Annotated in this window: 11 protein-coding genes; 7 read left to right on the top strand and 4 right to left on the bottom strand. The window is 72.0% G+C overall.

Annotated elements, in window-relative coordinates; all coding sequences use genetic code 11:
- The first annotated feature begins 18 nt into the window (after positions 1-18).
- The 5 genes from ACZ6I3_RS32345 to ACZ6I3_RS32365 all read left to right on the top strand — a co-directional run bounded on the left by ACZ6I3_RS32345 (position 19) and on the right by ACZ6I3_RS32365 (position 4,501).
- The gene (locus tag ACZ6I3_RS32345) at positions 19-912 is read left to right on the top strand and encodes a hypothetical protein (protein ID WP_469419494.1); all 894 of its coding nucleotides are present in this window, start codon (positions 19-21) and stop codon (positions 910-912) included.
- A gap of 92 nt (positions 913-1,004) precedes the next feature.
- Positions 1,005-1,325, top strand: coding sequence for a GYD domain-containing protein (locus ACZ6I3_RS32350; RefSeq protein WP_469419495.1), 321 nt, complete (start codon positions 1,005-1,007; stop codon positions 1,323-1,325).
- A gap of 28 nt (positions 1,326-1,353) precedes the next feature.
- Positions 1,354-2,523 (top strand): sensor histidine kinase, encoded by a 1,170-nt coding sequence (locus ACZ6I3_RS32355; RefSeq protein WP_469419497.1) that lies wholly within the window; start codon positions 1,354-1,356, stop codon positions 2,521-2,523.
- Complete coding sequence (locus ACZ6I3_RS32360; protein WP_469419499.1) at positions 2,520-3,233, top strand: response regulator; 714 nt, start codon at positions 2,520-2,522, stop codon at positions 3,231-3,233. The genes ACZ6I3_RS32355 and ACZ6I3_RS32360 overlap by 4 nt, the downstream gene beginning before the upstream one ends.
- A 95-nt stretch (positions 3,234-3,328) precedes the next feature.
- A complete protein-coding gene (locus ACZ6I3_RS32365) occupies positions 3,329-4,501 on the top strand; it encodes a serine hydrolase domain-containing protein (protein ID WP_469419501.1) in 1,173 nt (390 codons plus the stop codon).
- Positions 4,502-4,511: 10 nt separating this feature from the next.
- On the opposite strand, the gene ACZ6I3_RS32370 is transcribed toward ACZ6I3_RS32365, so the two are convergent.
- The 3 genes from ACZ6I3_RS32370 to ACZ6I3_RS32380 form a co-directional block, all read right to left on the bottom strand.
- Positions 4,512-5,192 carry a response regulator transcription factor gene (locus tag ACZ6I3_RS32370; protein WP_469419502.1) on the bottom strand — a complete coding sequence of 227 codons (681 nt, stop codon included), beginning with the start codon at positions 5,190-5,192 and terminating at the stop codon, positions 4,512-4,514.
- Positions 5,171-6,424, bottom strand: coding sequence for a sensor histidine kinase (locus ACZ6I3_RS32375; protein ID WP_469419504.1), 1,254 nt, complete (start codon positions 6,422-6,424; stop codon positions 5,171-5,173). The genes ACZ6I3_RS32370 and ACZ6I3_RS32375 overlap by 22 nt, the downstream gene beginning before the upstream one ends.
- 108 nt (positions 6,425-6,532) lie before the next feature.
- Complete coding sequence (locus ACZ6I3_RS32380) at positions 6,533-8,743, bottom strand: MMPL family transporter (RefSeq protein ID WP_469419506.1); 2,211 nt, start codon at positions 8,741-8,743, stop codon at positions 6,533-6,535.
- A gap of 350 nt (positions 8,744-9,093) precedes the next feature.
- Between ACZ6I3_RS32380 and ACZ6I3_RS32385 the strand changes: the two genes are divergently transcribed.
- A complete protein-coding gene (locus tag ACZ6I3_RS32385) occupies positions 9,094-9,297 on the top strand; it encodes a cold-shock protein (RefSeq protein WP_030846597.1) in 204 nt (67 codons plus the stop codon).
- A 162-nt stretch (positions 9,298-9,459) separates the two neighbouring features.
- Complete coding sequence (locus ACZ6I3_RS32390; protein ID WP_469419507.1) at positions 9,460-10,893, top strand: DEAD/DEAH box helicase; 1,434 nt, start codon at positions 9,460-9,462, stop codon at positions 10,891-10,893.
- Between the two features lie 26 nt (positions 10,894-10,919).
- On the opposite strand, the gene ACZ6I3_RS32395 is transcribed toward ACZ6I3_RS32390, so the two are convergent.
- On the bottom strand, positions 10,920-12,437 hold the full coding sequence (locus tag ACZ6I3_RS32395) for an IS200/IS605 family accessory protein TnpB-related protein (RefSeq protein ID WP_469419552.1): 1,518 nt from the start codon (positions 12,435-12,437) through the stop codon (positions 10,920-10,922).
- Between the last annotated feature and the right edge of the window lie 137 nt (positions 12,438-12,574).

Raw genomic sequence — 12,574 nt, forward strand, 5'->3', positions numbered from 1 at the left:
AGGGAGAGGGGTCGTCGGATGGGTAACAAAGGGAGCGTCGCGGTCGTGGCCGCCGGGCTGGTGCTGGCCGTCGGGGGGTGTGGGAGCGGCGGGGCCGGCGACGCGGACGGCTCGGCCGGCGCGACGGGCTCGGCCGGAAGGAAATCGGCCTCGTCCACGCAGGTTCGGCCGCCGTCCGCGGAATTGGTGAAGTGGGCGGGCGGTGTCTGCGAGGCGACGATCGCCCTCGAGGATCTGCGGGCGGAGAGCGCCGCCGATCTGAAGGAGATCCGGGGCGCGGGCGAGGGAGATCTCGTCGCCGGTGCCACCGCCCTCGGCTATCTCGCCGGCACACCGTCGGCGGTGGACAGCGTGCGGAGCGATCTGGAAGACCTCGGCCCGACTGGCGTTCCCGCGGCCGACCGAATGCTCGATGCCTTGCGGAAGAAGGTGAACGGTGTCGCGGCGAAACTCGAAACGGTGTCACCGGCCGTGGGCCTCGAAAACGCCGCGGAGAGTGCCACGGACGTCGACAAGCACGTCCAGACCCTCACCCCGCCGAAGCCGGACCTGCCCGCGCTGGCCGATGAGGATCCGCACCTCGCGGCCGCGTACCGGAAAGCCGAGCAGTGCGCCCCGGGTTGGCAGCCCGGCGACACGGACACTCCCGCGCCCGAGGCGGCGGACGGCAGGAACTTCGCCGCCTGCGCTGACGGCGAGTGCGAGGTCCTGGTGACCTCCACGGCGGACATCACGGCGAACGGGACGAAGGTGCGCGTCTCCGTCACGGACGACCACGTCACCTTCCGAACCGACGGCACGGTGATGCAACTCGGTGGCACGGGCGGCGAGGCGGGCTTCGGCGACTCGCTGAAGGCGACCATCGTCGCGCACGACGAGGACGGTGCCGTGCTGAGGTTCAGCACCTCCTGAGCGCGACGCGTCGGCCAGGCCGTATGGCGCGGGCGAGTGAATGCGCCCGCTGAGCCGGTAGCCGCCGAGGTGACCCCGGGAAGGCATGCCCCATGCCGAAGTTCCTGATCCAGGCCACGTACACGCCCGAAGGCACCAAAGGGCTGCTCAAGGAGGGTGCCAGTGGGCGGCGGGCTGTCGTCGATCAGGTCGTCACCGGGCTCGGTGGGGACGTCGAGGCCATGTACTTCGCCTTCGGGGCGGACGACCTCGTGATGATCGTCGACTTTCCCGACACCGTCTCCATGGCCGCCGTGAGTCTCACCGTCAAGGCCAGCGGCGCCATCCAGTCCCGGGCGACCCCGCTCCTCACCCTCGACGAGATCGACGAGGCCACCCGCCGCCAGGTCGCCTTTCGCGCCCCCGGGGCGTGAAGCCGAAGGGCCCATTACCTTGTGACGCATGGGGGGTATACGCAGGGATCCGCGACTCTGGTGGGAGCGCGGGCGGGCGCTGACGGCCGCCAATCCGCTCGTCGTCGACATCGGCATCGCGCTGCTCGTGCAGTGCGCTATGACCATGCCGTTCGTCGTGCCGCGTGCGGCCGGGGCACCGCCCGCGACCTGGGGCGCCTACGCGCTGAGCACGCTCACCGTGCTGCCCCTGGTCTGGCGGCGGCGCGCTCCCGTCGCCGTGCTGTTCGCGATGCTGGCCACCACCGCGCTGTACGGGGTGGCCGTGGACGGGCCCGGGCAGCCGCTGCCGTACACCGGCCTCGTGATCACGTACACGGTCGCCGCGTTGTCGCCCGCGTGGAAGCGGCTCGTCACCGGGGGTGTGCTGCTGGTCGCCGTGCCGGTGGGGGTGTGGCTCAACACGCGGTCCGCGCGTGAACTGACCTTCTCGCTCATCGTGTTCACGGCCGCCTATGTCTTCGGGCGGCTCACCGACGCCCGTCAGCGGGCGCACCGTGTCGAGGCCGAGCGGGCCGCCGCCCGCGAACGGGCCCGGATCGCACGGGAGATGCACGACATCCTCTCCCACGCGGTGAGCCTGATGATCGTGCAGGCGGAGGCCGGTCCGGTGGCGGTGCGTGCCGCGCCCGAGCGTGCGGAGGCCGCCTTCGACGCGATCTCCGCGACCGGGCGGGACGCCATGACGCAGCTGCGCCGGATGCTGGGCGTGCTGCGGGAGGGGGACGACGACAGCGCCGCCCCGCGCGCGCCGCAGCCGGGGCTCGCGGAGCTGCCCGCGCTCCTCGACCGGGTGCGGGCCGGGGGCCTCGACGTCACGTACGGGACGGCGGGCGGTGTCCGGCCCGTGCCGGAGGCGGTCGCCGCCACCGTCTTCCGGATCGTCCAGGAGTCCCTGACCAATACCGTCCGGCACGCCGGAGCACGTACCGTCGCGGTGCGACTCACCTACGGAAGCGGCGACTTGGATGTCAGGGTGACCGATGACGGGCACGGGCCGCGACCCGGCCGCGGCGGGCGCGGGCACGGGCTCGCGGGGATACGGGAGCGGGCCGCGGCACACGGAGGGAGCGCGGTGACCGGGCGGGGAGCCGACGGCCGGGGGTTCGAGGTGCGCGTGACGATCCCCGTACCGGCCGCCGCGGAGGTGGGGCCGTGACGATCCGGGTCGTGGTGGCCGACGACCAGGAGCTGGTGCGCAGCGGCTTCGCGATGATCCTGGACGTCCAGCCGGACATCGAGGTCGTCGCGGAGGCGGGCGACGGGGCCGAGGCGGTCGAGGCGGTGCGGCGGCACGCGCCCGACGTGGTGCTGCTCGACATCAGGATGCCGCGCATGGACGGGATCGAGGCCTGCCGCGCGATCAGCGCCCTGGGCGACTGCCGGACCGTGATGCTCACGACGTTCGACTCCGACGAGTACGTCTACGAGGCACTGCACGCGGGCGCGAGCGGCTTCCTGCTCAAGGACGTGCGCCGGGACGATCTCGTGCACGCCGTACGGGTCGTCGCCCGGGGCGACTCGCTGCTCGCGCCGTCCGTGGCCCGGCGTCTGGTCGAGCAGTACACCCGGCCCGGCGCCGCCCGCCCCCGTCGCCCCGATCCGCGTCTGGACGTGCTGACCGGGCGGGAGCGGGAGACGCTGCTGCTGCTCGCACGGGGGCTGTCGAACGCCGAGATCGCCGCCGAGCTGGTGGTCAGCGACCACACGGTGAAGACACATGTCGGCAACGTGCTGGCGAAGCTGGGGCTGCGGGACCGGATCCAGGCCGTGATCTGCGCGTACGAGACGGGGCTGATCGCGGCCGGTGATCCCCCGCCGGGGGGAGGCGGCCGCGACGGTTCCTCCCCCGCGTCGGCGAGGAACTGACCGGCCGGGACCGCCCGCTGGGGCGATCCGCCGGGCGCCGCGGGTCCGGAGGATGGAACCGTCCCGAACACCGGTTCCGATCAACGGAGTTGACCATGACCCGTAGCCGTCTGCTGACCGTCGCCGTGCTCGTCGCGGGGGTGGTCGTGGCGGGGCCGTCGGTCGTCCCGGCCGCCGCGTCCGGCCCGGCCGCCCCGGCCGCCGTGGTGTCCGCGCAGTCCCGCGACACCGCCCTGGAGACCGCCATCGCCGGCCTGCCCACCGCCGACGCGACCGCCGCGCTCGTGCGGGTCGGCGGCAAGGAGGGCACCTGGCGGGGCAGTTCGGGCGTGCACGACCTGCGGAGCAACCGGCCCGCCGACCCCGACGCCCGCTTCCGCGCGGGCTCCGTGACCAAGGTCTTCACCGCCGCCGTCGCCCTGCAACTGGCCGAAGAGGGCCGGCTGGACCTCGACCGCACCGCCCGCTCCTACCTCCCGGACCTGATCCCGGCGGCGTACGAGGACGTCACCGTCCGGCAGCTCCTCAACCACACGCACGGCATCCCGGCCCCCGACTTCCCCGGCAGCACGGTCGAGGAGGCGTACGAGCACCGCTTCCAGGTGTACGACCCCCGCGCCATGGTCCGCTCGGCGACATCGAAGACACCGGAGTTCGCGCCGGGCGAGCGGCAGCACTACCTCAACATCGGGTACACGATCGCCGGGTTGCTCGTCGAGCGGGTCACCGGCGACGCGTACGAGGACCAGGTCGCCGAGCGGGTGTTCAAGCCGCTGAAGCTGCGCGACACCTACTACCCGGGCGCGAACCCGCGCATCGTCGGGCCGCACAACCACGGCTACCAGACGATGCGGCTCGACGACGGCACGGTCGGGCTCCGTGACGTGTCCGTGTGGGGGTCGACGGACGGCTGGGCGGCCGGGGACATCATCTCGACCACCGAAGACCTCGAACGCTTCACCAAGGCCCTGTTCCGGGGGCGGGTCGTGCGCGGGCCGCTGCTGGAGGAGATGTTCACCCTGCCGCGGGTGACCGACCTCAAGAGCGGCGAGCGAGCCGCCTACTCCGCCGGTCTGTCGATGAAGGTGCTGGGCGGCCGCGAGGTGTGGGGCAAGACGGGCGGCCGCTGGGGCTACAACGCTGCCATCGCCTCCACCCGCAACGGCTCACGCACCCTCGTCTACAGCGTCAACTCCACCGACGCCAAGGGCCAGGGCATGAACAAGGTCGCCGAGAACATCATGGTGGCGACCTACGGCAGGCCGTAGCCCTCCCCTCCTACGTCGCCGGCGGCGTCGCCCGTACCAGGCCCGTCTGGTAGGCGATGACGACCAGTTGCGCCCGGTCGCGGGCGTTCAGCTTGGTCATGGCCCGGTGGATGTGGGTGCGCACGGTCAGCGGGCTGAGCGTGAGGTCCTCGGCGATCTCCGTGTTGGACAGGCCCTCCGCGGCCAGGGCCATCACCTCGCGTTCGCGGACCGTGAGGTCGGCGAGGCGTTCCGGCGGGGCGAGGTGGGTGCCGGGGGCGGGGGCCAGCAGGAAGCGGGTGATGAGGGAGCGGGTCGCGACGGGTGAGAGGAGCGACTCGCCGGAGGCCACCGTGCGCAGACCGGCCAGCAGGGTGTCGGCGGTGACGTCCTTGCCGAGGAAGCCGCTGGCACCGGCGCGCAGGGCCTCGGCGACGTAGTCCTCGGTCTCGAAGGTCGTCAGGATGAGGACGCGGGTGGCGGACAGCTCCGGGTCGGCGCAGAGGGTCGCGGTGGCGGCGAGGCCGTCGGTGCCGGGCATACGGATGTCCATGAGGACGATGTCGGGGCGGTGGGCGCGGGTCAGCTCCACCGCCTCCGCGCCGTCGGAGGCCTCGGCGACGACCTCCATGTCCGCGCAGGAGTCGATGAGGATCCGGAACGTGGCCCGCAGCAGGGCCTGGTCGTCGGCTAGCAGAACCCTGATGCCCATGGCCTGGTTCCTTCCGCGGTGTCGGTGGAGGGTTGCAGCGGCAGCGCGGTGGTGACCTCGAAGCCGCCCTGGGGGCGCGGGCCCGCGCGCAGTTCACCGCCGATGGAGTGGGCGCGTTCGCGCATGCCCATGAGGCCGAAGCCGCGTCCCTGGGCGGGCTCCGGTTTGCTGGGGCCCTCGTTGAGGACCGTGATCAGCAGGCGGGAGTGGGCGTATTCGAGGCGGACGTGGGCGGCCTCGGCGGCGGCGTGTTTGGTGACGTTGGTGAGCGCCTCCTGCACGATCCGGAAGGCCGTCAGATCCACCCCGGGTGAGAGCGGCCGCGGCTCCCCTTCCGTGACGACGGTGACCTCCAGCCCCGCCGACTCGCACGCCGAGACCAGCTCGGGCAGCCGGGCCAGGCCCGGGGACGGTTCCAGACCCGGGGAGCCGGGGGCGTCGTCGTTCTCGCGCAGCAGGCCGAGCGTGGCCTTCAGCTCCCGCAGCGCGGAGGACGTCGTGCCGGTCAGGTCGGTGAGGATCCTCTTGGTCTGCTCGGGGCTGGTGAGCGCGAGGTGCGCGGCCGTGCCGGCCTGGGCGTTGGCCAGCGCCATGTGGTGGGCGACCACGTCGTGGAGCTCCCGGGCGATGCGCATCCGCTCCTCGGTGACGCGCAGCCGGGCCTCCTCCTCCCGGGTGCGCTCGGCGTGCTCGGCCCGGGCCTGCACGGCCTGGAGGTAGGCACGCCGCAGCCTGGTCATGTTCCCGGCGGCGAGGGGCAGCAGCAGCCAGAAGAACGGGCCGATCGTCCGAAGCAGCAGCGAGAGATGGTTCATGGAGTCGGAGAAGACGGCCGCGAGCGTCACCGCCACCAGGGTGGTGAGGCCGTAGACGCGGGTGGTCCCGCGGTCGGTGAGCGCGGCCAGCCAGTAGAGCGCCGCCATGATCGGTGCCAGCAGCAGGGGTGTGAGCAGATAGCCCATGGCCACGGCCGCCACGGTGCAGCCCGCGGTGACGGTGACGACGGTGCGCGGGTGGGTGCGGTGTCTGAGCAGGGGGAGGCAGGCCGCGAGCATCAGGACGGTACCGGTCTTGTCCTGGTCCGGCGGGTCGGCGCCGGGCAGCGTGAGGGAGCTGCCGAGGGTCGCGCAGCCCATCAGCGCCAGGACCATCGCCAGATCGACGAGGAACGTATGGCGTTCCGAGAACTCCTCGAGGCGATCCGCGTAGCGCCGCTCCAGGCTGATACTCATCGGGCTCTCCGGTAGGTGGGGCTGGGGACCATCGTGGTCGACTCCGGGCGGGAACGCCCGAGGGGCCGCCCGTGTCCTTCGCCACGGGCGGCCCTGGTGGGGGGTGGGTCAGGTGCGCGCCGGTTCCAGATCGGGAGTGCCGTCCGGGGCCGGTTCCGTCTCGGTCCGGCGGCTGAGCGCCTCTCCCTCCACGTCCACCCGGGGCAGCACCCGGTCCAGCCACTTCGGCAGCCACCACGCCTTGTCGCCGAGCAGGGCGAGCACGGCGGGCACGATCGCCATCCGTACGACGAAGGCGTCGAAGAGGACGGCCGAGGCGAGCCCGAAGCCGATCATCTTGATCATGGAGTCGCTCTCGCCGATGAACCCGGCGAAGACCGCGATCATGATCAGGGCCGCCGCCGCGACCACGCGGGCGCTGTGCCGGAAGCCGGACGTGACCGCCTGCGCGGGCGACTCGCCGTGGACGTACGCCTCCCGCATCCGTGAGACGAGGAACACCTCGTAGTCCATCGCGAGGCCGAAGACGATGCCCACCAGGAAGATCGGCATCAGGCTCATGATCGGACCGGTCTGCTCCACACCGAGGAGTTCCGCGGCGTGGCCCTGCTGGAAGACCACGACGACCGCGCCGAGCGAGGCCAGCACCGACAGCAGGAAGCCGAGGGCCGCCTTGAGCGGGACGAGCAGCGACCGGAAGACCACCAGCAGCAGGACGATCGCCAGACCGACGACGACGATCAGATACGGGATCAGCGCGGCCTGCACCTTCTCGGCGATGTCGATGTTCATCGCGGTGGTGCCGGTGACCTCGTAGCTCGCGCCGGTGTCCGACTCGATGCCGGGCCGTTCGTCCCGGATGGTCGTCACCAGGTTCTTCGTCTTCTCGTCGGTGGGCGCGGTGGACGGCACGACGGAGAAGACGGCGGTGTCGCCGGCCTGGTTGAAGCGCGCCGGGGAGACGGAGACGACGCCCTCCGTGCCGCCGATCTCCTTGGCGATCGAGCCCGCGGCCTCCTTGGGGTCGGCGGCGCCCTTGCCGTCCACGACGATGGTCAGCGGCCCGTTGAAGCCGGGCCCGAAGCCGTCGGCGAGCGCGTCGTAGGCCCGGCGCTCGGTGGTGGAGGTGGGCTTGGCCTCGTCGCCGGGCATGCCCAGCTGCAGGTCGGCGGCGGGCAGCGCGAGGGCACCGAGGCCGACGACGCCGAGGAGCAGGACGGGTATGGGGCGGCGCAGGACGAATCGGGCCCAGCGGGCGCCGCCGTTGGTCCCGGTGCTCTGCTCGATCCGGCCGCTCTTGCGGGCCCGGCGCGGGAGCACCGCGTTCGGCCAGAAGCCGAGGAACGCCGGGACGAGGGTCAGCGCGATCAGTACGGCGACGACGACCGCGCCCGCCGCCGCCAGGCCCATCTTGGTGAGCATCGGGATGCCGACCACGGCGAGCCCGGCCAGCGCGATGACGACGGTGAGCCCGGCGAAGACCACCGCGGACCCGGCCGTGCCGACGGCCATGCCGACCGCCTCCTGCGGCGTACTGCCCTTGGCGCGCTCCTCCCGGTAGCGGGAGACCACGAACAGGGCGTAGTCGATGCCTACGGCGAGGCCCAGCATCATCGCCAGGGTGCCGGTGGTGGTGGACAGGCCGAGGGCGCTGGACAGGGCGAGGATCGTGGCCATGCTGACGCCGACGCCGATGACGGCGGTCAGCAGGGGCAGCCCGGCGGCGGCCAGCGAGCCGAAGGTGACGAGCAGCACGACGGCGGCGATCGCGACGCCGATCACCTCGGCCATGCCGCCCGGCCCGCCCTCGGCGGCCAGCGCGGTGCCGCCCGCCTCGACCGTCAGCCCGGCGTCCCGGGCTCCCTCGATGGTGTGCTCCAGCTGGGTACGGCTGGCATCGGTGAGGTCGGTGGACTTGACCTTGTAGGTGACGGTCGCGAAGGCGGTCGTGCCGTCCTTGCTGATCGTCTTCGCCTGGAACGGGTCGACGGCGCTCGCGACCTGCGTGCCGTCGCCGAGGCCGGACACGGCCTTCTCGATGGCCTCCTTGTTCTCGGCGGCGGTCACCTTCTCGCCGCCCGGCGCGATGAAGACGACCCGGGCGGTCGCCCCGTCGGCCGTGGCGCCGGGGAAGCGCTGTTCCATGAGGTCGAACGCCTTCTGGGACTCGATGCCGGGCATCGAGAACTCCTCGTCCACGGCCCCCGGCGCCTTGAGGGCTCCGAGCCCCACGGCGGCCAGGACGGCCGCCCAGACCAGGGCGACGTACCAGCGTCGCCGGAAGGCCAGACGGCCCACTCGATACAGGAAAGTTGCCACGGCAGCAGGTCTCCACATCCGGTGTCGATCGTCCGCCCAGCGTGTCCGTGACAAGGCCCCCGCGTCGTCGTGCGGCTGCCGACAATCCGGGGTACTCGGAACGCAGTACGAACGGGCCGGCGGGTCCACCTCGGGTACGACAATCCCGGGCCTTCCGAGTCGACCTGTGCTACCTTGGCTGGCGTTGCAGTTTTGGTTCCCAGAGACTTCGAGTGCTCTTTCGACCTTCGTCGACGAGCACTCTTTTTAGTTTCCGAGGATTTTCGGATCTCTCCGAGGGTGATCATTGCGGCGACTCCGAGCCCGTAAAGTGCGGGTCTCGGGAACTTGCCCCTCAAGGGAGATTCACTATGGCAACTGGCACCGTGAAGTGGTTCAACGCGGAAAAGGGCTTCGGCTTCATCGAGCAGGAGGGTGGCGGCCCGGACGTCTTCGCCCACTACTCGAACATCGCCACCTCCGGCTTCCGCGAGCTTCAGGAAGGCCAGAAGGTTACCTTCGACGTCACGCAGGGCCAGAAGGGCCCGCAGGCCGAGAACATCGTTCCCGCCTGACGCTGACGCGTTCGACGTGACCGGGGCCCGCACCCTTGAGGTGCGGGCCCCGGCATGTCTCATCCCCCAACCGGCTCATTCTTGCGAATCCTGGTGCGGCCCCTAGAAGCCGTCTGACCTCCGGGAATTCCCCGATACGTGCCGCATCGAGGAAGGATCCCCTTGGATCGCACCGCTCGCAAGAACAACGGCTCGCCCCACTCCCGCAGGACGGGCGGCCGGAACAACTCCTCCCGTACCTCCGGCGCGGGACGCGGCACCCCCCGGCGTCGTACCGCCCCCGGCGGCGAATTCGCGCCGCCCGCCACCATCACCCCGGCGCTGCCCGCCGTCGAGGCGTTCGCCGACCTCGACCTGCCCGATCGGCTGCTGACCGCGCTGAAGGGCGAGGGCGTGGTGGAGCCCTTCCCGATCCAGGCCGCGACGCTTCCGAACTCGCTGGCCGGCCGGGACGTCCTGGGCCGCGGCCGCACGGGGTCGGGCAAGACCCTCGCCTTCGGCCTCGCCGTGCTGGCCCGGATCGACGGGCAGCGCGCCGAGCCCAAGCAGCCGGTGGCCCTCGTCCTCGTGCCCACCAGGGAACTGGCCCAGCAGGTCACCGACGCGCTCACCCCCTACGCCCGCGCCCTGCGCCTGCGGCTCGCCACGGTGGTCGGCGGGATGTCGATCGGCCGCCAGGCGAGCGCGCTGCGCGCCGGTGCCGAGGTCGTCGTCGCGACGCCCGGGCGGCTCAAGGACCTCATAGACCGCGGCGACTGCCGGCTGGACCGGGTCTCGGTCACCGTCCTGGACGAGGCCGACCAGATGACCGACATGGGCTTCATGCCGCAGGTGACGGCCCTGCTCGACCAGGTGCAGACCGGCGGCCAGCGGCTGCTGTTCTCGGCCACCCTGGACCGCAACGTCGACCGTCTGGTGCGTACGTACCTCCACGACCCGGTGGTCCACTCGGTCGACCCGTCCGCGGGCGCGGTCACCACGATGGAGCATCACCTGCTGCACGTGGAGGACGACGACAAGCACGCCACCACGACGGAGATCGCCGCCCGCGACGGGCGCGTGATCATGTTCCTGGACACCAAGCACGCCGCCGACCGGCTGGCCAAGAAGCTGCTGGCCGTCGGGGTGCGCGCCTCGGCCCTGCACGGCGGGAAGTCCCAGTCCCAGCGGACCCGGACCCTGGCCCGGTTCAAGGACGGCGAGGTCACCGTCCTGGTGGCCACCAACGTCGCCGCCCGCGGCATCCACGTCGACAACCTCGACCTCGTCGTCAACGTGGACCCGCCCGGCGACCACAAGGACTATCTGCACCGGGGCGGCCGTACCGCCCGGGCCGGTGAGTCGGGCACCGTCGTCACGCTGGTCCTGCCGCACCAGCGGCGCGAGACGGCCCGGCTGATGGCCGACGCCGGCATCACGCCGCGGATCACCCGGGTCCGCTCGGGCGAGGCCGAACTGAACCGCATCACCGGCGCCCAGGCGCCCTCGGGCGTGCCCGTCGTGCTCACCCCGCCGCCCGCCGAGAACCGCCCCGCACGCACGGGTGCCGCCTCGCGCAGCCGGCGCGCCAGGCCCGCCCGGGGCCGCCGCCGCTGAACCGCGGGTCTTATGTGTCACCGTTCCTAAAGGCTGAGCGGGAGTGAGTCTTGTTGCCAGGACTCGTGCTCAGCCGGTTGCCCCGAACGGTGTTGGGCACCCTGGTCGCCCGCTTTCGCTCCACGCCCCGGCGGCGCGCATCTGGTGCGCGGTCCGGGTGGGTGGGGGCGGGTTTCCTCACGCCGTCGGGTCTCCGGTCGGGCCTGGACGGTCCGATGCCCCACACGATCACTCTGGTCGTGTGGGGGCGGTGCCGTCCGTCGCCTGATCGGATGCCCGAGGGCGCGTCGCCCGACCGCGATGCTCGCCGCATCGTGCCGGGACATTGTGCGGGCCGGGGTGGCCAGCGGTTTCTGCCAGTGCTGTGCACCCCACCGGCTGGTATAGGCGGGATCGACCGCGACGATCGCGATGTCCTGCTCGGCCGCCATCGATACCAGCCGTGACTTGAGTTTCGCGGTGGGGAAGCGGGAGATCAGGCGGCGGAAGCGTTTGTTGCGGCCGTGCTTCTCCCGGCTGGTGCCTGCGGTGAAGTCGAGGTCCTCGATCGCGATCGCGGCCGCCCCGCACCGTTGCGTGTAGTGGAGCAGCCGGGTCAGTGCGTGCCGGATCTGGGCGTCCCGGTGCTCCGCGCTGGCGCTCAGGTCGTAGAAGTAGCGCTGCGGTTCGCCGACCGGGTTGCCGTGCACATCCAGTCGCCAGGCGGCCAGGTGGTCGTTGTTCATGTCCACCCCCACCACCCCGCGGGCGAGCGCCGAGTGAAGCGGGAGGACGGGGGTGGCGGCGCGCTGCCAGGAGGCGGTCACATACCAGCGGCCGCGTGCGGTGTCGTGGTGGATGCGGTAGGCCACCGCCCGATTCGAGGTGATCCGGTCGCGCCACTCCGCACCCCGGTGCTTGAACGCCACGGTGGCACCCAGCAGGTACCGGCCGTGCGGTGCGTTGGCCAGGTGGGACAGTTCAGCCGGGAGCTTGATGGAGAGGTGTCCGGTGTCGGTGATGCGGATGGTCTCGTTGCCGAAGCGTTTGCCGGACTCCCCGTCGGCGGTCAGGAACATCCGCTCCGCCTGCCACTGCTGCCGCCACGCCTGCTCGCTCAGCCCTGCCGCTTCCAGGTGGTGGCGGGTGTGGGCGAGGCGTTTGCCGCCGCGCACCACGTGCACCCGGCCCGCCGCCCAGTCCGCCTCCAACCCCGCGAGGCGGTCCTTCAACGCGTGCAGGCGGCGCGCCTTGGCATGCCACTCGCCGCGGGTGGCATAGCCGCGCACCAGTCCTGCCCGCTTGTCCGCCTTGGCGCGCAGGGGCCTGGCCAGCCGTGCCTCGATCGCGGTGATCTGCCCGCGCAGCCAGGTCCGGTGGGCGGCCTGTCCGCGCCGGGCCAGCGCCCACTGATCGTGGGTGGCCTTGGTGATACTGCCCGCCCAGCGCGCCGACGACCTGCCTGTCAACTCCCGCTTGCGTACCGCCCACGAGGCGGCATCATGCGCAGGCCCCTGCCGGGAACGCTCCGCGAGATCACCAGCCGCCAGCGAGCCCAGGAACATTCCGACTTCGGTCAGCACCGCCGCATCCGACTCGCTCACCCGCAGACCACCCACCCGTTCACCCCGTCCCGGCCCGAAGATCTCCGTCACCGCACTCAACGAGCACCCTCCGCAAAGGTCACCCATTCGACCCAAGA

It is taken from the genome of Streptomyces sp. NPDC041940 (assembly GCF_055589465.1).